This is a genomic window from Arthrobacter subterraneus, assembly GCF_900099735.1.
Taxonomy (GTDB): Bacteria; Actinomycetota; Actinomycetes; order Actinomycetales; family Micrococcaceae; genus Arthrobacter_D; species Arthrobacter_D subterraneus.
In genome coordinates this window covers 19,937-39,541 of record NZ_FNDT01000009.1, presented here as the reverse complement: position 1 = coordinate 39,541, position 19,605 = coordinate 19,937, and the positions used below count along the sequence as shown (strand labels likewise).

General features: G+C 65.0%; 18 protein-coding genes. All 18 read right to left on the bottom strand.

Features of this window, described 5'->3' with window-relative positions:
- Position 1 precedes the first annotated feature (1 nt).
- The 18 genes from BLS52_RS10985 to mraZ all read right to left on the bottom strand — a co-directional run bounded on the left by BLS52_RS10985 (position 2) and on the right by mraZ (position 19,436).
- A complete protein-coding gene (locus BLS52_RS10985; protein WP_090586754.1) occupies positions 2–658 on the bottom strand; it encodes a DivIVA domain-containing protein in 657 nt (218 codons plus the stop codon).
- Positions 659–813: 155 nt separating this feature from the next.
- A complete protein-coding gene (locus BLS52_RS10980) occupies positions 814–1,107 on the bottom strand; it encodes a YggT family protein (RefSeq protein WP_026545787.1) in 294 nt (97 codons plus the stop codon).
- Positions 1,108–1,165: 58 nt separating this feature from the next.
- Positions 1,166–1,681, bottom strand: coding sequence for a cell division protein SepF (locus BLS52_RS10975; RefSeq protein WP_026545788.1), 516 nt, complete (start codon positions 1,679–1,681; stop codon positions 1,166–1,168).
- 75 nt (positions 1,682–1,756) lie between these two features.
- Positions 1,757–2,506: a YggS family pyridoxal phosphate-dependent enzyme gene (locus BLS52_RS10970; RefSeq protein ID WP_090586752.1), complete on the bottom strand. Its 750-nt coding sequence runs from the start codon at positions 2,504–2,506 to the stop codon at positions 1,757–1,759.
- Positions 2,499–3,215, bottom strand: a complete 717-nt coding sequence (locus BLS52_RS10965; RefSeq protein ID WP_090586751.1) for a purine nucleoside phosphorylase YfiH/LACC1 family protein — start codon at positions 3,213–3,215, stop codon at positions 2,499–2,501. The genes BLS52_RS10970 and BLS52_RS10965 overlap by 8 nt, the downstream gene beginning before the upstream one ends.
- Positions 3,216–3,218: 3 nt before the next feature.
- On the bottom strand, positions 3,219–4,427 hold the full coding sequence (gene ftsZ / locus BLS52_RS10960) for a cell division protein FtsZ (protein WP_026545790.1): 1,209 nt from the start codon (positions 4,425–4,427) through the stop codon (positions 3,219–3,221).
- A gap of 182 nt (positions 4,428–4,609) precedes the next feature.
- The gene (locus BLS52_RS10955) at positions 4,610–5,509 is read right to left on the bottom strand and encodes a cell division protein FtsQ/DivIB (RefSeq protein ID WP_245702819.1); all 900 of its coding nucleotides are present in this window, start codon (positions 5,507–5,509) and stop codon (positions 4,610–4,612) included.
- Positions 5,506–6,909 (bottom strand): UDP-N-acetylmuramate--L-alanine ligase, encoded by a 1,404-nt coding sequence (murC, locus tag BLS52_RS10950; protein ID WP_090586749.1) that lies wholly within the window; start codon positions 6,907–6,909, stop codon positions 5,506–5,508. Before murC ends, BLS52_RS10955 begins: the two co-directional genes overlap by 4 nt.
- A complete protein-coding gene (gene murG, locus BLS52_RS10945; protein WP_090586747.1) occupies positions 6,906–8,021 on the bottom strand; it encodes an undecaprenyldiphospho-muramoylpentapeptide beta-N-acetylglucosaminyltransferase in 1,116 nt (371 codons plus the stop codon). Before murG ends, murC begins: the two co-directional genes overlap by 4 nt.
- 17 nt (positions 8,022–8,038) lie before the next feature.
- Positions 8,039–9,400, bottom strand: a complete 1,362-nt coding sequence (ftsW, locus tag BLS52_RS10940) for a putative lipid II flippase FtsW (RefSeq protein WP_090586745.1) — start codon at positions 9,398–9,400, stop codon at positions 8,039–8,041.
- Entirely contained in the window at positions 9,400–10,980 is a 1,581-nt protein-coding gene (murD, locus tag BLS52_RS10935) for a UDP-N-acetylmuramoyl-L-alanine--D-glutamate ligase (protein WP_090586744.1), read from the bottom strand. Before murD ends, ftsW begins: the two co-directional genes overlap by 1 nt.
- The gene (gene mraY, locus BLS52_RS10930; protein ID WP_026545794.1) at positions 10,962–12,065 is read right to left on the bottom strand and encodes a phospho-N-acetylmuramoyl-pentapeptide-transferase; all 1,104 of its coding nucleotides are present in this window, start codon (positions 12,063–12,065) and stop codon (positions 10,962–10,964) included. Before mraY ends, murD begins: the two co-directional genes overlap by 19 nt.
- The gene (locus BLS52_RS10925) at positions 12,062–13,582 is read right to left on the bottom strand and encodes a UDP-N-acetylmuramoyl-tripeptide--D-alanyl-D-alanine ligase (RefSeq protein WP_090586741.1); all 1,521 of its coding nucleotides are present in this window, start codon (positions 13,580–13,582) and stop codon (positions 12,062–12,064) included. The genes mraY and BLS52_RS10925 overlap by 4 nt, the downstream gene beginning before the upstream one ends.
- A 6-nt stretch (positions 13,583–13,588) precedes the next feature.
- A complete protein-coding gene (locus BLS52_RS10920) occupies positions 13,589–15,190 on the bottom strand; it encodes a UDP-N-acetylmuramoyl-L-alanyl-D-glutamate--2,6-diaminopimelate ligase (RefSeq protein ID WP_090586740.1) in 1,602 nt (533 codons plus the stop codon).
- A gap of 55 nt (positions 15,191–15,245) precedes the next feature.
- Positions 15,246–17,036: a peptidoglycan D,D-transpeptidase FtsI family protein gene (locus BLS52_RS10915; protein ID WP_245702817.1), complete on the bottom strand. Its 1,791-nt coding sequence runs from the start codon at positions 17,034–17,036 to the stop codon at positions 15,246–15,248.
- A gap of 34 nt (positions 17,037–17,070) precedes the next feature.
- On the bottom strand, positions 17,071–17,802 hold the full coding sequence (ftsL, locus tag BLS52_RS10910) for a cell division protein FtsL (protein WP_090586737.1): 732 nt from the start codon (positions 17,800–17,802) through the stop codon (positions 17,071–17,073).
- Positions 17,799–18,791, bottom strand: coding sequence for a 16S rRNA (cytosine(1402)-N(4))-methyltransferase RsmH (gene rsmH / locus BLS52_RS10905; RefSeq protein WP_090586736.1), 993 nt, complete (start codon positions 18,789–18,791; stop codon positions 17,799–17,801). The genes ftsL and rsmH overlap by 4 nt, the downstream gene beginning before the upstream one ends.
- 213 nt (positions 18,792–19,004) lie before the next feature.
- Complete coding sequence (gene mraZ / locus BLS52_RS10900; RefSeq protein WP_026545799.1) at positions 19,005–19,436, bottom strand: division/cell wall cluster transcriptional repressor MraZ; 432 nt, start codon at positions 19,434–19,436, stop codon at positions 19,005–19,007.
- Positions 19,437–19,605 lie beyond the last annotated feature (169 nt).

Below are 19,605 nucleotides of genomic sequence, written 5' to 3'. Positions count from 1 at the left end.
CTTAGGCGTCAGCCGTTTCCGATGCAACAGAGCCACGCGAATCCAGATCGCGGAGCTGACCCTCAATGTAGGCCTTGAGACGTGAACGGTAGTCGCGCTCGAAGCTGCGCAGCTGTTCGACCTTGCGCTCGAGGACGGATTTCTGCTGCTCAAGAGCGCCGAGGATCTTGCGGCTCTTGTCCTGTGCCTCGTTGACCAGGCCGCTGGCCTCGATCTGGGCTTCGGCGATGATCTTGTCGCGCTGCTCAACGCCGGCGTTGACGTATTCATCGTGAAGCTTCTGTGCCATGGCAAGAACGCCTGCTGCTGACTCGGCAGAGTTTCCCTGCTGGGCAGGCGCGGCAGCGGCCAAAGGCTGGGGCGCGGGGCGCTCCTCCACCTTCGAGGCTTCGACCTTGGGCTCCTCGGGCTTTTCTTCCTCGCGGACCTCTTCGGTGGTGGTGCTGGCGGCAACCGGAGCGGGGACCGCGGTGTTCTGCGCCGTACCCGTGGAAGCCTCGGAAAGCTGGCGGCGAAGGTCGTCGTTCTCCTGGTTCAGGCGGCGGAGTTCCACGACAATTTCGTCGAGGAAGTCGTCTACCTCGTCCTGGTCGTAGCCTTCACGGAACTTGGTGGGCTGAAACCGCTTGTTGACAACATCTTCTGGCGTCAGGGCCATCTGGTCACCTCATAGTGGATTTGGTCGAAGCCGCCTGTCGAGCAGACCTGACAACGGTACTGAATTGTGGACGTGCATGTGGAGGTTTGACCCTCCTGATGACTCACAATATGTGAGTCAGCGTATATCTTTTAGGTCTCGAAAACTAACCCGGATCACGCTACCGCCAAAGATCCTGCGATGGCCTTGAGGATTGTTGCCCCAAGAAACACCACAATGAACGCCATGTCGAGCGAAACGCCGCCCAACCGGAGCGGCGGAATCAGCCGGCGAAACATTTTGATGGGCGGATCGGTCACCGCATAAACCATGGAGGCCAGGATGAGCGCGAGCCGGCGGGGCCGCCAGCTGCGGGCGAACATCTGGACGGCGTCATACACGATACGGATGATCAGCGCGAGCTGGAACAGCATCAGCACCAGGTAGATCAGGGCGAAGACCAAGCTCACGTGTCAGTCACAGTCCTCTGGCATGAACGGAAATAGTTATCAGTACCAGTAAACAGCGTCAGCTTTGATTGAAGAAACTGGCTTGACCGTCGCTGGCCTTCTGATCTTCACCAAGGACCTCGATGTAGGAGGGTGAGAGCAGGAATACCTTGTTGGTGACCCGCTCGATCGAGCCGTGAAGTCCGAACACCAGGCCCGCGGAGAAGTCCACCAGGCGTTTGGCATCCGCCTCGCCCATGTCAGTGACGTTCATGATCACCGGGATGCCGTCGCGGAAGCTCTCCCCGATTATTTTTGCGTCATTGTAGGAACGCGGGTGCACCGTGGTGATCTGGCGGAGGGATGAGGCGTCCTCGCGGGCGGACTGTGCGCGCTTGATAGGTGTAACCGGGGCGCGGTACTCCTCGGGGGCAGCCTTGGCCGCCGGTGCGGGCTCGACATGGCGTTCGTCACGGTCGTAGTCCACGGAGTAGTCCTCATTCCTGCTGTGAGATGTCTTGGGCTCTGGTTCGTAGTGCTCGTCACCGTCGGCGAGCCCAAGGTAAATCATTGTCTTGCGCAGTGCGCCAGCCATGGTAGCTCCTGTCATTCCTTCGTCATGCAAGATTGTCCAGGACGCCTCAGGACGCCCGCGGTTACAGCGTTGACGCTACCCCACCGGAGGGCGGGCGCCGAGCACATCTGAGCCGACGCGCAGGTGTGTCGCACCGGCGGCGATTGCCTGTTCAAGATCACCGCTCATCCCGGCGGAAATGCCCGTCGCTCCGGGGTAACGGTGGACGACGTCGGCCGAGATCTCCGCAAGCCTGCCGAAGGCTTCCTGCGGGTCTCCTCCGAGCGGTGCCACAGCCATCACTCCCTTCAACTGCAGGTGTTCCGCGTCGTGAACCGCGGCGGCAACTTCGAGTACATCCGCAGGGCTCACGCCTCCGCGTCCGTTGTCCTCGGGCGCCAGGTTCAGCTGGACATAACAATCGAGGACGGCCCTACCGCCCGCTGCCTCCGACTCCCCTGCCGGTCCGGACTGTTCGTGACGGCGGGCCATCGCTTTCTCGAGTGCGTTGACCAGGGGGATGCGGTCGACAGAGTGGACCGTATGCGCGTAATTGACAACCGATTTGGCCTTATTGGTCTGCAGCTGGCCGACGAAGTGCCAGCGCAGCTGCGGATCAGCAACAGCTTCGGCCTTCGCCGCGGCTTCCTGGTCCCGGTTCTCGCCCACGTCCCGCACCCCGAGTCGGGACAGCAACGCGACGTCGGACGGCGGAAAGAACTTGGTGACGACAATCAGCGTCGGCCTCTCGCTGCGGCCGCATGCCGCAAGAGCCTCATCGATCCGGCTGTTGACCCTGCGCAGGTTGTCTTCGAGTTCAGCGCGCCTGGCGCCCGTGTCAGGCATCCTGCCACACCAGTCCGGCGAGCCGGCCCACCGGCCTGCCCTGGCCCACCGCACGATGCGAGAACAGCTGGTTGTTCTCAAGGGTGCAGAGGTTTCCACCGGCGCCCAGCTCCTGCACGTCAGCTCCCGCTTCTTCCAGCTGCCCCCGGACTCCGGCCGGCAGATCAAGCGCGGGGGAACCCCAGGAGGTGACACTGCGGGCAGGTGGAACAGTCCGGGACACCGTCTCCCGCATATCCTCGGGGACCTCGTAGCACCGCCCGCAGACGGACGGTCCTATCCATGCTGAGACCGATGCAGCGCCGCGCTTCCGCAACGCATCGACGGTGCGCCCCGCGATGTTGCCCTCGACTCCCTTCCGCCCGGCATGGACCACAGCTGTGACCGCGCCACCGCGGACGGTCGAACCAACGAGAACCACGGGAACACAATCAGCCACAAGCACCGCCAGCGCATCCTGCCCCGTTGGACTCATAAGGGCATCAGCGTCGGGTACACCGCCGGTTCCGGCCTCCGCGACCACAGTCGAGTGGGTCTGGTTCATGAAGTGCAGGGAGCCGGGTGCAATTCCCAATTCTGACTCGAGTGCGCGCCTGGAACGTGCGGCAGCATCCGGGTGGTCTCCGACGCGCAGCGCGAGGTTCCCCGCGCCGCGGTCGGTGAAGGCGACCCGGATGCCGGGCGCCACCTCCGACTTCCAGAAAAACACCCTTTACTTCAGGAAGTCGGGAACGTCCAGATCATCGGAGCGCCCGGTGGAGTAATCCGGTTCGACAACAGCCGGAAGGTCGACGTCGAATCCAGCGTCGCCGGGCACGTCGTTGCCTCGTCCGTTGGACGAGTGTGACCACGACCCGTAGCCGGCACCCGCACCGGCGGCAACGGTCTGCGGGGCCGCTGCCGGCGCATGCTCGCGTCCGATAGCGGGAGCAGATGCGGGCTTGGCTGCAGGAGACGCCGGCTGCGAGGTGGCATCCACCTGGTCGAAACCAGCCGCGATGACTGTCACACGTGCCTCGTCTCCGAGCGCGTCATCGATCACCGCACCGAAGATGATGTTTGCCTCGGGGTGCGCAACCTCCTGCACCAGCCGCGCAGCCTCGTTGATCTCGAACAGGCCGAGATCCGAACCGCCCTGAATGGAGAGGAGGACGCCGTGGGCGCCGTCGATAGAGGCTTCGAGGAGGGGCGAAGCGATGGCCAGTTCGGCAGCCTTCACGGCGCGGTCTTCACCGCGCGCCGATCCGATACCCATGAGAGCCGAGCCCGCACCCTGCATGACTGACTTGACGTCAGCGAAGTCGAGGTTGATCAGGCCCGGGGTAGTGATGAGGTCGGTGATGCCCTGGACACCCGAGAGCAGCACCTGATCCGCTGAACGGAACGCGTCCAGCATGGACACGTTGCGGTCGCTGATGGACAGCAGGCGGTCATTCGGGATAACGATCAGGGTGTCCACCTCGTCCCGCAGCGTATCGATGCCCGTTTCCGCCTGATTGGAACGACGACGGCCCTCGAAGGTGAAGGGCCTGGTCACAACACCGATGGTGAGGGCTCCGAGCGAACGCGCGATCCGCGCGACGACCGGCGCACCGCCGGTGCCGGTGCCGCCACCTTCACCGGCTGTCACGAAGACCATGTCTGCGCCGCGGATTACTTCCTCGATTTCCTCGGCGTGGTCTTCGGCCGCCTTACGGCCAACCTCGGGGTCCGCGCCGGCGCCCAGGCCACGGGTAAGCTCACGGCCGACGTCGAGTTTCACATCGGCATCGCTCATGAGCAGTGCCTGCGCATCTGTGTTGATGGCGATGAACTCCACGCCGCGCAGGCCAACCTCGATCATTCGGTTGACGGCGTTCACGCCACCGCCGCCGATGCCGACGACCTTGATGACGGCCAAGTAATTCTGCGGTGCTGCCACGTCCTGTGTCCCTTGTTCGATCTGTGCGCTGGTTGGGTCTTATGGGCTGGGGGTTCCAACCTTCAACCTGACAAACATTCACCTTCAACTTGAAAGTTAATGTTATGTCAAGTAGTTTCTTACTGAGACGCTAGGTGCATGGTCACCGGCATGCAATCACCAAGCCAGCGTGTCGGAAAACTTCACCGGGTTACCGGTCGTGATGGTGTGCTGACGTCATAGACCTTTACCGGCGGATCCTGCTCCGGGATGGTCAGGAGTGCCCCGATAACCCGCGACTTCTCGGCATTTTCCTCGGCGCTGCCCCAGAAGATGGTCTTTCCGTCCGTCAGTTTCAGCTCGACCGAATCAATGGAGCCCGCAGAGGCGTGCACCAGACGCTTCCTGATATCCGCGGGAAGGGCGGCAAGCACGTCCGCGATCGACGAAAAAACCTCGCTGTTCACGGCGTTTGTGCCACCGTCAATGAGCGGAAGCGCAGCGGATTCCCGGTCGGCCACGGTAGTCAGCTGCCTGCCCTCCGCGTCGATGAGTATGAACTTCCCGTCACTCTCCAGAACCGCGACCGGCGTCCGCTCGATCACGGTCACACTGAGCGTCGACGGCGGTGCCGCTGCCACGGAGACATCCTTGACCGGAGGAAATCCATCGAGGAGCACGCGGACGTCATCATCGCCGATCCGGGTCAGTGAGGTGCCGAGGAGGGGGGCCAGCGCAGCGGTAATCTGGTCCTCCGGGACCAGCTGGTTTCCCTGCACGTCAAGCGTCCGTACCGCCAGCGCGGGTGAGAACACCAGGTAGGCAATCAGTCCCGCAACAAGCGCAACGGTTCCAATGATGCCTGCCAGCCACCATTTCCTTCGACGGCGGCCCGGCGGCTCCGGGAACGCGATGACAGTGGCGGCGTCGTGATCGCGCTCGAGCAGCGCTATCGGAGCTTCCCTGGAGGCGGTGACCCGGTCCTCCTGTGGTCCGGCCGGGGGCTCGGACGGCAGGTTCTTCTCAGCGGTGATCGTCTCGACTGGAGCCAGGGGTGACTGTTTTCCGGGCATCCCCGGCTTGCGCGGACGGCGCGGTGTCACCGCACTCCCTCCTTCCGGGCCAGGAGCCCGACAATCCTCGGACCGAGACGGGTGACGTCCCCTGCGCCCACGGTCAGGATGATGTCCCCGCGCCGGGCGGAATCGACAACCGACTGCAGCGCTTCATCGACGTCCGGCGCATACCCTCCGTCGGTGGTGAGCCGATCGCTGATCAGCCGGCTCGTGACGCCCTCCACCGGGTCCTCGCGCGCAGCATAGATGTCCAGGACGCGGACCGTGTCGGCCAGGGACAGCGCGGCGGCGAACTCAGCAGCAAACTCCCGTGTCCGCGAGAACAGGTGCGGCTGGAATACCACGTGCACCGCGTACTGGCCCGCAACCGTCCGTGCGGCGTTCAGGGCTGCCGCGACCTCGGTGGGGTGGTGGGCGTAGTCGTCAAAAACCCGGACGCCGGAACCCTCGCCCTTTGCCTCGAACCGCCGGGCCGCACCGGAGAACGAGGCGAGCCCGGCGGCGGCGGCTGCCGGATCGACTCCCAGCTCAAGGCCTACGGCAAAAGCCGCGGCCGCGTTCAGGACATTGTGCCGACCGGGCACCGCCAGCTGAAGTTCCTGCTGGCTGTCCAGTCCGTCGACCGAGAAGGAGAGAATGCTGTTTGACGTGCTGCCCACCGAACGGGTGTCACTGATCCGGACGTCGGCGCCCGCGGTGTAGCCATACGTGCGCACCCGTCTCGCCCCGGCGGTCCGGTCCGCCAGGGCCTTGGCGCCGTCGTCATCGTGGCACGCGACCAGCACGCCGTCCTCTGCGGGCAGCAGGGCCGCAAAGCGGTCGAAGGAGTCGAAGACGGCTTCAGCAGACCCGTAGTGGTCAAGATGGTCGGCCTCCACATTGGTGACTACGCCGATGCGGGGACGGTAGTTGAGGAATGAGCCGTCGGACTCGTCCGCCTCAGCCACGAAGACACTCCCCTCCGTCCATTCGGCGTTAACACCCAGCGCCGCAACATCCCCTCCGATGGCAAACGATGGACTGGCCCCTGCAGCCTGCAGCATGACCGTGATCATCGCCGTCGTCGTCGTTTTTCCATGCGTGCCTGCAACGGCGACCACCAGGCGTCCGTCCATCGCTGCTGCAAGAGCTTCCGAGCGGTGGAGGATACGCAGACCCCGTTCCTTCGCAGCGACCAGTTCCGGGTTGGTATCGCGGATCGCACTGGAGACCACCACGGTGTCCGCGGACCCCAGGTTCCTGGGGTCGTGGCCGACGTGCACGTCCGCTCCGAGGGCGGCCAGTGACTGCAGGCCGCGCGAGTCCGCTGCATCCGAACCGGAAACGGCTGCGCCGCGGCCAAGGAGCACACGGGCCACCGCGGACATCCCGGCGCCGCCGAGACCGATGAAATGGACCCTGCCGAGATTTTCAACGGCTGTACTCATGAGCGGCCTCCGGCTGCATCGATAATCAGGTTCGCCATGCGCTCATCTGCGTCGCGCACGCCGAGCGACACCGTGGCCAGGGACATCTTCCGGAGGCGCCCGGCGTCCTGCAGCAGGGGAATGACTTCTGCGAGGAGCCAGTCAGCGGTCAGCTGCCCATCCTCGACCATGATCGCGGCGCCGGCGTCAACCAGTTCTGCTGCATTCCTCCGCTGCTCGCCGTTGCCGTGCGGCAGGGGCGCGAAAACAGCCGGCAACCCGACCGCCGCGACCTCGCTGACCGTCGCGGCGCCGGCCCGGGCAAGCAGCAGATCGGCGGCGGCGTACACCTTCTCCATGCCGTCCACATACTCGACCTGCCGGTAACCGGTGGCTGCCAGCAGCCCACCGTCCGCCGCCCTCGCCTGCTTGCCGCGCCCGGTGATGTGAAGCACCTGCACCTGCGCTCCGGTGTCGGCGATCCTGGGTGCCGCCGCTGCCACTGCACGGTTGATGCTGGCCGCGCCGGAGGAGCCGCCGGTCACAATGAGCGTTGCCAGATCCGGGTCCAGGCCCAGCGCCGTCCGCGCGTCCCTGCGCGCCGCAGCACGGTCGAGGGTGGAGATCTCCGGCCGCATGGGCATACCGACCCACTGCTCCCCCGGCAGCCCGGTGTCCCGGAAGGCTACGGCTACGGTCCGGGCAATGCGGGCTCCCAGTCGGTTCGCGAGCCCGGGCCGGGCGTTGGCCTCATGGATGACCACGGGCACTCGGCGGATCCACGCGGCGAGATACAGCGGGGTGGAGACGTAGCCCCCGACCCCGACCACGACGTCGGCAGCGGCGCCGTCGATGATTCTGAGTGCCTGCCGGACGGCGCGGACCAGGCGTACCGGAAGTTTGAAAAGGTCCACGGACAGGCTTCGCGGCATGGGAACCCGCTCGATGGTTTCGAGCCGGAATCCTGCTGCCGGGACCAGGCGGATCTCCATCCCGGCGGCCGTCCCCACAGCTACCACCCGGGCGTCAGGGCGGGTATCGACCAGGGCACGGGCAATGGCCAGGAGGGGGCTGATGTGCCCTGCGGTGCCTCCGCCGGCAAGGACGACCGACAGGGAAGAGGATTCAGTCAATGGGCTCTCTTGATCTTTCACTTGGTTTTCGCGGAGACGGGATTTGCGGATAAGGCTGTCCCCTGTGCCGCCGGCGGCATCCGCCGGGCAAACGCAAGGAGCACCCCGACGGCGGCAAGGGTGAAGGTGAGCGCCGAACCGCCGTAGGAGATAAACGGCAGCGGCACGCCGATGACCGGCAGGACACCGGTGACCATACCGATGTTCACGAAGGCCTGTCCGATCAGCCACACGAGGATGGATCCCATGAGGATACGGACAAACGGGTCGGTGTAACGGCGGGCTACGCGCAGGGTGGCCACGGCCAGGATGCCGAACAGTGCAATCACCACAAGGGTGCCGATCAGACCGAATTCCTCACCGATGATCGCGAAGATGAAGTCGTTGTGTGCTTCGGGTATCCAGTTCCACTTCTGCCGGCTCTGTCCGATGCCGACGCCCCACCATCCGCCCGACGCCAGGGCGAACAGGCCCTGGTTGGATTGGAAGCAGGGGTCGGAGGCGGAGTCGCAGTTCAGTCGCAGCCACGCTTCAATGCGGGTGCTCCGGGTGCTGTTGAGCAGGATTGCGCCGAACGCTCCCGCGATCCCCACAAGACCGGCGATGGTGAACATCTTGATGGGCGCACCCGCGAAGAAGAGCGCCGCACCCATGATCATGCCGAGAATGATCGCCGTTCCGAGGTCACCGCCGAGCATGACGAGCAGGAGGATGATCCCGCCGAGCGGCGCCACAGGGACGAGGGCGTGTTTCCAGTCCCGGATGAGTCCACGCTTGCGCTCAAGCACGGTGGCGCACCACAGGGCCAGGGCGAGCTTTGCCGGCTCCGACGGCTGCAGGGACTGGTTGCCGATGCGGATCCAGTTCTGGTTGCCGTTGATGTTCTCGCCGATGAGCAGCACCAGCACCAGCAGAACGATGGCGACTCCCAGTCCGGGCCATGCCAGGAATTTAAAGACCCGGGGGCCCAATCTCGACAGCCCGAGCATGAGGGCCACACCGAGCACCGCGTACACGCTTTGCTTGAAGAAAAAGTCGAAGACGATTGCGCCTTCGTCAGTGGGCTCCACCGTGGACGCCGCATTGGCGATCGACTCGACGGACGACGCCGAAAGCACCATCATGAGCCCGATCGCGGTCAGTGCCAGCGTGGCTCCAAGAATCATGTAATAGCTTGAGCCGCTGGTCTGCCGGTCCGAGCCCTCAAGAAAGCGCCACATCCGCGCGAACGCGCCGAGGGCACCTTTCCCTTCGGGGCGCGGAACGGCGTCCGCGGCCGCCGGCGCGGCAGGTGAGGACCGCTGCGCCGTGCTGGTTCCGCTGGAGTGCTGCCGCACCGCCGGCTTCCGGCGGGACGGCCGGGTAGGCGTGCTGACCATTACAACTCCTTAGCGGTGAATCCCTGCCCCTCCACAATCCCGCGGACCGCCTCGATGAAGGCGGCGCCGCGATGGGCATAGGAAGGAAACTGGTCCATCGACGCTGCCGCCGGCGCCATGAGCACAGTGTCGCCGTCCGCGGCGATGCGCAGCGCTTCGGTTACTGCCGCGCGCATGGCCTGGACGCCGTCTGACCCCGAGTGCTGGGACGGCAACTCGTCCTTACCAGTGTGACCCGCACCCAGCTCGATCACCGGAACATCCGGCGCGTGTCGGCGGAGAGCGGACGCAAGATCCGAACTGTCACGGCCGATCAGTACAGCGGCCTTGAACCGGGAAGAGTTGTTCCGCACAAGCTCGTTGTAGTCCACGCCCTTGGAGAGCCCTCCGGCAATCCAGACCACGCTGTGGAAGGACGACAAAGCAGCATGCGCGGCGTGCGGGTTGGTCGCTTTGGAGTCGTTGATCCACAGAACCCCGTCCCGGGCGGCCACCAGCTCGATACGGTGTCCGGACGGCCGGTAGTTACGGATGCCTTCACGCACCGCGGCCGGCGGGGCCCCGGCTGCCCGTGCGAGGGCTGCCGCCGCAAGGGCGTTCGCGACAAGATGGCGCGGCACCACTTCCCCCAGGTCCGTGACGGATGCCAGCTCGGCTGCCGAATCCTTGCGCTGTTCTATGAAGGCCCGGTCGACCAGCAGTTCATCCACCACGCCGAGCATGCTGACAGCGGGCGTATTGGTGGTGAAACCGATCGCCCGGCAGCCTTCCTGGACGTCTGCTTCTTCCACCATCCGCTCGGTGGCAGGATCTTCCGCGTTGTAGACGCAGGCCACGCGGGTATTCTCATAGACCTTCGCCTTGGCTGCACGGTACTCATCAAAGCCGCCATGCCAGTCCACGTGGTCCTCCGCGAGATTCAGGCACACGCTGGCCAGCGGCTCGAGGCTGTAGCTCCAGTGCAACTGAAAGCTCGAGAGCTCGACGGCAATGACGTCATAGCCCTGCGGGTCACGGATGGCATCAAGGATCGGGGTTCCGACGTTCCCGGCCGCGATGGCGCGGAGTCCGGCGGCCCGGAGCATCGACTCGGCGAGTGTGACCGTGGTGGTCTTGCCGTTGGTGCCGGTGATCGTCACCCATTCAGCGGTCGGCCTGCCCTCGCGGGTGCGGACCCGCCAGGCAAGTTCAACGTCTCCCCAGATGGGGACGCCCGCGGCGTCGGCGGCTGAGAGCAGTGGTTGGGTTGGGCGCCAGCCAGGCGAGGTGACCACCAACTCGGGGGTCTTCCCGTCAACGAGGGGCAGGGTGCCTGCGGCGTCTTCACCGAGCAGCACGTCCACTGCGCCGACAATCCTGAGGGTGTCCGCTTTCGAGCGGTTTTCCTCGGAGTCGGTGGAGTCGCAGACCACCACCCGCGCACCCAGTTCGATCAGGGTGTCAGCGGCCGAAAAGCCCGACAGCCCGATCCCGGTCACCACCACCCGCAGCCCGGCCCAGTCTGCGTTCCAGGAGGTCAGGTCCGCAAGACGCTGATGTGCGTCCCGCAGGTCATCCCCGCTCACAGCAGGACAACCCATTCAGCGTAGAAGATACCGAGCGCGACGGCCACGAACAGCCCGGCGAGAACCCAGAAGCGCACCACCACGGTGACCTCCTGCCAGCCCTTGAGCTCGAAATGATGCTGCAGCGGAGCCATCTTGAAGACCCGCTTGCCGCCGGAGAGCTTGAAGAACCCGACCTGGATGATGACGGACAGGGTGATCATGACGAACAGCCCGGCCATGATGACCAGGAGAAGCTGCGTGCGTGAGAGGATCGCGAACCCGGCGATTGCTCCTCCGATTGCCAGCGAACCGGTATCGCCCATGAAGATCTTGGCCGGTGACGTGTTCCACCAGAGGAAACCGACCAGTGCGCCGCACATGGCGCCGGCTATCAGCGCGAGGTCCAGGGGATCGCGCACTTCATAACAGATGTTCGCAGGGACATCAGGTGACGCGCAGCGCTGGTTGAACTGCCAGATGCCCATCAGCATGTAGGCACCGAAGACGAAGACCGATGCACCGGTCGCCAGCCCGTCCAGGCCGTCCGCCAGGTTCACGCCGTTCGTGGCAGCGGTGATGATCAGGTTTGACCAGAGGATGAAGAGGATCGCGCCGACCAGTGAGCCTGCAAAGGCGAGGTCGAAGGCTGTGTCCCGCACAAAGGAGATAGCTGTGGAGGCCGGCGTGCGGCCGTTCTCATCCGGGAAATTGAGCGCAAGGATGGCGAACAATATGCCCACCATGGTCTGCCCGATGATCTTGGCCGGCGCGCTGAGACCCAGGCTGCGCTGTTTGGAGATTTTGATGTAGTCGTCGAAGAAGCCGACGACGCCCATGCCGACGGTGACCATGAGCAGCAGCAGACCCGAGGCTGTGGGACCGTCAGAAACACCTGCGGCGCCCATGATGAGGTGCGTGGCGAAGTAGGCGGTCACCACGGAGCCCACGATCACGGCACCGCCCATGGTGGGCGTGCCGCGCTTGGTGTGGTGCGCCGTGGGTCCGTCGTCCCGGATGAACTGGCCGTAGCTCTTGCTCACGAGGAGCCTGATGAACAGGGGTGTTCCGATGAGGGCGAGGAGAAGGGCGGACGCTGAGGCAATCAGCAGCGCGATCACAGCGAGGGGCCCCCTTGATTTCCTGGACCGGGTCCATCCGGTTCAGCCTGTGGCCCCGGGTCAGCCTCGGGCGCCGCCGTCGATTTGTCTGACGCCAATGCTAGCCGATCGCCCAGATGGCGCAGACCTGCGCCATTGGATGATTTGACGAGAACGAGGTCGCCCGGCTGCAGTTCATGGCTCAGGATGTCCTCCGCCTCGGAGACGTCCCGCACAAACAGCGCTTCATCTCCCCATGATCCTTCCAGTACTGCGCCGGTGTGGATCGCCTTTGCCCCGTCTCCGACGACGAGCAGCTTGGAGATATTCAGCCGGACGGCAACCCGGCCGAGCCCATCATGGGCGCTGACGGAGTCATCCCCCAGCTCCAGCATCTCGCCGAGCACTGCCCAGGTGCGCCTGCCGCGTCCGAGTTCGGCCAGCGTGGCGAGAGCCGCCCGCATGGATTCCGGGTTCGCGTTATAGGCATCGTTGATGACCGTCACGCCGTCCGGCCTGTCGGTGCGCTCCATGCGCCAGCGGCTGATGGCGCGTGCGCCGCTCAGCCCGGCTGCGATCCGCTCGCCCGGGATGCCGAGGACGTGGGCGGCAGATGCAGCGGCGAGGAGGTTGGTGATGTGGTGCCGGCCGATCAGCAGCGGCCTCACCTCGTGGCGTTCCCCGCCGGGAAGAACCAGCGTGAAGCATGGATTGCCCTCGACGGACAACGTCACCTCCTCTGCGCGGACGGCAGTACCGGCGGCGTCGAACGTGGAGTCTTCGGTGAAGAAAAGAGTGCGTGCCTGCGTCTGCGCGGCCATTGCGCTGACACGTGCGTCGTCCCCGTTGAGAATGGCGGTGCCGTGGGAACCCAGCGACCGGGGCAGTTCACCCTTGGCCTGGGCGATCCGTTCAATACCGCCGAACTCTCCGGCGTGCGCCGAACCGACGCACAGTACGATTCCGATGTCCGGCTTCACCATGGATGCCAGGTAGTCGATGTGCCCGACGCCGGTGGCCCCCATCTCGATAACGAGATAGCGGGTGCCGTATTCCGCCGAGAATACGGTCAGGGGAACCCCGATTTCGCCGTTGTATGACCCGACCGGGGCCACCGTGGGCCCTTCTGCGCGCAGCAGCTGAGCGAGTACATCCTTGGTTGTTGTCTTTCCCGCCGACCCGGTGATGCCGATCACTGTCAGCGGTGAGTGCGCACGCAGCCGGCGCACCACTTCGCCGGCAAGCCGGCCCATGGCCGCCACTACGTCAGGTACGACGACGGCGGGAAATTCCGCGCCGTCGTCGTCCGTGACGACCCGCTCCACAAGAGCGAGAGCCGCCCCCCGGGAAAAGGCGCTGCCGACGAAACGGTGGCCGTCGGTGGATTCGCCCGGCTTGGCGATGAAGAGACCGCCCGGGAGGCTTTCGCGGGAATCCGTGGTGGCTGACGAAACAACAAGGGAAGCGGCTTCCAGAGCCGTTTTCGAGAGCGTTCCGCCCGTGACTGCCGCGATCTCGGCTGCGCTGAATTCAATCATGACGATCTAGGACTCTATCCTGTTGCCGGAACGGACAGAGAATCCATGCCGTGTCAATGCGGCCGCAAGCTCGACCCGGTCGTCCAGCGGCAGGTTCACGCCTTTGACCTCCTGCCACACCTCGTGTCCACGCCCTGCGATGAGGACCACATCCTGCCTCCGAGCAAGGGAAACTGCCCGGTTTATCGCCTCCGCCCGGGGAAACACCTCGAGGATCTCGCAGTCCAGGCCTTCGGCGTCGCGGGCCGCACGCGCGCCCTGGAGGACGCCGGCGCGGATCCCCGCTTCGTCTTCGTCATGGGGGTCGTCATCGGTGATGATCACCACGTCCGCGCGGCGCGCTGCTGTCGCGCCCATGACCGGCCGCTTGGAGACATCCCGCTGACCGGTGGCGCCGAACACCACCAGCACGCGGGAATCGCTATCCTCTATGCGCACGGAATCGAGCGTCAACGCAAGCGCATCCGGATTATGGGCGAAATCCACGATTGCGGCCGGGCTTTCACCAATAAGCTGCATGCGGCCGGGCACCTGGGTGGTGAACGGATCATGTTCATCCACCGCGCGCTGCACGTCGGCGATGCCGAACCCTGAGGCGAGAATCATCACAGCGGCCAGTGCCGCGTTCGCCACATTGAAGTTGCCGGGTAGCCCGCAGCGCAGCGCAAGCTGCGCACCGCCCGGACCGGCCAGGGTGAAGGTGTTTCCGAGGCCGTCCCGGCGCACCTCTCTGACGGTCCAGTCTGCTTCCGCGGCGCCAGCCACGGACAGCGTGAGCGTGGGTACTCCCGCCTCAGCGGCGAGACGGCGGCCCCAGCTGTCATCGATGATCACTACGGCCCGCTCTGTACGTTCGGGCCGGAACAGCGCTGCCTTGGCCGCGAAGTACTCCTCCATGCTTCCGTGAAGGTCCAGGTGGTCCTGCGTGAGATTGGTGAAACCGGCGACGTCGAACCGGACGCCGTCAACCCGGCGGTATTCGATGGCGTGCGAGGAGACCTCCATCGCAGCGGCGTCCACGCCCCGCTCCCTCATGAGGGCCAGGATCCCGTGTACCTCGGGCGATTCCGGCGTTGTCAGGATGGAGGGGATGACGGTCTCCCCTGCCCGGATCTCGATGGTACCGATCAACCCGGTGCTCTTCCCCAGCGCCGCCGCGAGCGCATTGACGAAGTAGGTTGTGGTGGTCTTTCCATTGGTGCCGGTGACACCGAACAGGATGGGCCGTCCGTCTGCGGGCTGACTGTCGAAGACGATGGACGCGAGCGGGCCCACATAGTCCCGGACCGGCGACGCCCGGTAGAGCGGGAGGCCGGATCCGCTCAGCGCCGGCGCTGCCAGGGCGGTGCCGGCGTCGTCAGTGAGGACGGCGGCCGCGCCGGCCGCAACCGCCTGGGCGGTAAAGTCCGCCCCGTGCCGGCCGGTGCCGGGAACCGCAACGTACAGGTCCCCCGGGCGAACCTGCCGCGAATCCATGGTGAGACCGGTGATGGTGGGCTGAGCGCCGCCGTCGGGAGCGCCGCTCACATGGTGAACGGCGGCCAGGTGCCTGGGGAGGGCGGACAGTACCTCTTCCATCGTTCGCGGGACGACGACGGCGGGCCGCATGGGCGCGGCGGAACCGGACTGTTCATTTGTGGACACGTTGGCCTGCTTACGCGGATCAGTACACAACCGGGTAAGTCTCGGGCTTACCGGTTGATGGCGGGACGTTGTTCGAGTTCAGAACGTACTTCATGACTTTCTGGAACGATTCCCCCGGAACCAGATAGTACAGGTCTCCCTGCGGCCGCTGCAGCGTAACCACCACAACGTATTGGGGATCCTCCATCGGTGCCATACCCGCGTAGGAGAGTGTATAGCCGTCATAGCCGCCCCGCGCACCGGGGGCTTCCGCGGTGCCCGTCTTCGAGCCCACGCGGTATTCCTCGAGTGCGCCGGAGGCACCGGATCCCTCAACGGTAACGGTCTCAAGCATGGTGTGGAGCTCGTCCGCCGTCTGCTCGGAAACCACGCGGGTGCCCTCACCCTGGGGGACCTTGTGCTCGGTGCCGTCCGGGTCGATGTAGGCATCCACCAGGCGGGGCTGCAGGCGGACGCCGTCGTTGGCTATTGTCTGGTAGACCATCGCTGTGTGCAGCGCTGTCTGTGCCAGCCCCTGCCCGAAGAGCACCGTGTACTGCTGGCGGTCATCCCACGTGTCCGGGGTGGGAAGAATACCTGAGGTTTCCCCGTTCAGCCCGACGTTGAGGGGTTCGCCGATCCCGAACTTGCGCAGCCAGTCATAGCGCTGCTGCTTGCTGAGCTGCTCGCCGATCATCACGGTGCCGGTGTTCATCGACTTGGCGAAGATTCCTGCAGCCGTCCGCTGTTCCGTTCCATGCTCAAAGGCGTCCTTGAAGGTCTGCCCGCCAACCGTATAGGTGGGTGGAGTCTTGAACCGGCTGGTCGGCTCGATGATCCCCTCCTCGAGCCCTGCAGCCATGGTGATCAGCTTGGTGGTGGATCCCGGCTCGAAGGACGCAGTCACCGATAGGGGTTTCCAGAACTCCGGATTGGTCGCCTCGTAGTCGTTGGGATCCGGGGTAGTGGACTCGGCCATCGCCTTGATTGCCCCGGTCGCAGCCTCCACCACAACGATGTTGCCCCATTCGGCGTTGTAATCCTCGACCTGCGCAGCGATGGTCTGCTGCGCGAAGTACTGTAGGTCCTGGTCAATGGTGAGCCGTACTGACTGCCCGTCCTGCGCCGGCACGTCCTCGTTGGTGGCATACGGTATGCGGATGCCGTCGCCGCCGATCTCGAAAGTGCGGCTGCCGGCTGTGCCGGTAAGGACCTCATCCTGGGTCAGTTCGATACCGCCGAGCGCGCGGCCATCGCCGCTCATGAAGCCCAGGATCGATCCGGCGACTGCCCCGGACGGGTAGGTGCGGAGGGTTGTGGGATCAGCGTAGACACCCGGCATCCCGACAGCGAGCACCTGGTTCCTCACCTCGGGCGTGACCGAGCGTGCGACGAAGCCGAAGGAAGCATCACCCAGGATGGCAGCCTTCAGCGTCTCGACGTCCTGGCCGAGAATCGCCGAGAGCTCTTCGAAACCCTGTTCCATCGGGATGTCCTGAACCCGTTCGTCCGTCTCCGGGTTGTATCGGTCGAACGTGTCACCGCCGCTGAGCCGCTGGTCCACCACGATGTCGAAGCGCTGGACCGTGTGCGCCAGTTCATTGCCGTCGTCGTCCAGAATGCTGCCCCGCAACGCCGGAACCTGCTGGGTCACAAGCCGCTTGTTCAGGCCGGCCTGAGCCATTCCTCCAAGGTCCAGTCCCTGGACCTGGAACAACCGGACACCCAGGACCAGCAGCAGGATCAGCACAAAAGCCAGTCCCACCCTGAGCCTCGCGGCTCCGAGCGCGACCCGTAGTGTTTCGTGTTGGGTGTTGTCGCCTGGTGCCACCGTGATTCCTCGCTGCTGTGGTTACTGCGGTCTCTTACTGTCCGGGCGCCGCCTGCGCCGGCGCAGGGATCGTGCCGCCATTGGCTGGTTCCGCGGGAGCGGCTGGTTCCGCGGGAGCGGCGTCCTCGACCGGGGCCGGAGGCGTTGCCTGCTCAGCGGCTTCCGACGGCGCAGCAGCCTCAGCCGTGGGTTCCGCTGCGGGTTCCTCCTGGGGAGCCGGGGCTGGCGGCGCAACAACTGTGCTGGGCAGGTTCACAGCGGGGGCGGGTACAAGAACGGGCGGGGCATCGGACTCCTTGGCTGGTTCCGGGCTTCCGGTGACTGCCAACGAATCTACATCAACCGTTCCGAAAGTCGGGGAGGCCACCATGTCGAGTTTGTGCGCCGCCGTTGCAAGGTTCTGCGGGGCCCTGAGGTTCTCAAGCCGTTGTGTCAGTGCCTGGTTCTGTTCAGCGAGGGCTACTTCCTCACCCCGCATGGACACCAGTTTGTACTGACTGCTTGAAACCGAGATGTTCAGCATGAGCACCACCACCAGCGCGGCAATCAGTGCGGCCATTGAGAACACCGCGAAGGGCACTCTGCCGCGGGTCGGCGCCGCGGGAACCACAGAGAGCGGGGTCCGGCGTCGTTCCCTCCCCGGCTGCGCCTCGGGATGGGCTCCTGCGGAATGCTGCAGGGCACGGGCCGTGCTGCCGGCTACGGCTCCGGCTGCCGCGTGGGCGCTGCGATACGCGGACGGCCTCTGCTGCACTGATTGGCTCATCGTGCGTTCCTGTCTGTCGTGCTGGTTCTGATGCGTTCCACGGCCCGGAGCTTGGCGGATGCGGCTCGGGGATTTTCGGCGATTTCCTCGTCGGTGGGGGCTTCTGTGCCCCTGGTGAGCGTTTTGAGGTAGGGCTTGTGCTCGTCAAGTTCGACGGGAAACCCGACCGGCGCTGAGGATCTGGTACCGGCGGTGAAGGCGGCTTTCACGATCTTGTCCTCGAGGGAGTGATAGGACATCACCACAACCCTTCCCTGGACACCGATCGAGTCGAGCGCAGCGGGAATCGCCCGGGTCAGGACCGAAAGCTCCTCATTGACCTCGATACGGAGTGCCTGAAAAGTGCGTTTCGCCGGGTGCCCGCCGGTCCGGGCGGCACCTGCTGGAACCACTGAGCGGATTGCATCGACCAGCTCGCCGGTGGTGGCGAAGGGCTTGTCCTGCCGTGCGGCGACGATTGCCGACGCAATACGCCCCGCAAATTTTTCCTCTCCCCAGGTGCGGATGATCCGCTTCAGGTCCTCTTCGGGATAGGTGTTCACGACATCCGCCGCGCTCTGCCCTTCGCTGGTGTCCATTCTCATGTCGAGGGGAGCATCGTAGGAGTAGGCGAAGCCGCGTTCACGCTCATCGAGCTGAAGGGAGGAGACACCGAGGTCGAACAGGATCCCGTGCACCCGGTCAATCCCGAGGTCCGCAAGGACGGAGGGGATCTCGTCATACACCGCGTGCACCAGGTCAATGCGGTCCTCGAAAGGCGCCAGCCGCTCTCCCGCCAGCTGCAGCGCCTGCCGGTCGCGGTCGATTCCCACGAGGTGCAGGCCGCGGAACCGCTGGAGCAGCGCCTCGGAATGGCCTCCCATGCCCAGGGTCGCGTCCACCACGACGGCGTCCGTGCCTGCAGCTTCAATCGCGGGAGCAAGGAGGTTGACGCATCGCCCCAGGAGTACGGGAACGTGCCGTTCCTGGGTGGGACGCTCCTCCCCCATATGCCCGCTCCTCTCTGCTGGCTCTTCAGGCCCGGGCCTGAGTTCGAACGGGTGCCTCGGTTCTTCGGTCAGATCCCCATCCGCTCCGGGGCCCGGCTGCCTGACTCCGGGGAAGGTGAGTCAGGAAACTCGGCCGCTGGGCGGCTGGAGGTCTCATCGAAGAGCTTGGTGCAACTCCGCATGCTGTTTGTCTTGCGTGGCCGGCAGCGACTGTCAGAAAATTCCTGGCAGTGCATCTTCGTCAGTTTCGGAGAAGGCTGTTTCCTTCTCTTCGAGATAGGCGTTCCACGCCCCGGCATCCCAGATCTCGGCCCGGCTGCCCGCACCGATCACTGCCAGTTCCCGGTCCAGCCCTGCATAGGTACGAAGCGCCGGTGGAATGGTCACCCTGCCCTGCTTGTCCGGCACCTCGTCCGAAGCGCCGGAAAGAAAAACACGGATGTAGTCCCGAGCCTGCCGCGACGAGATTGGAGCCTCGCGCATCTGCTCATGAACCTTCTCGAACTCCCGCTGACTAAAAACGTAGATGCAGCGCTCCTGCCCCCTGGTCAGAACCAAACCGTCGCTCAGCTCGTCCCGGAACTTCGCGGGAAGGATCAACCTCCCCTTCTCATCCAGCCGGGGTGAGTGTGTTCCGAGGAACATCCGTCACCGCCTGTCCGATCGGGAGGGCCAAGCGCCACCACTACGCTCTTATGACCTCCACTTTACTCCACATTCCTCCCCCGTCAATGCAGGCGGTGGTGTTTCCCATAACGCGGCCGGAAAAAGTGCCCGGAAATGTGCGGATCGGGAGGCGTGGTGGGAAGTGGAG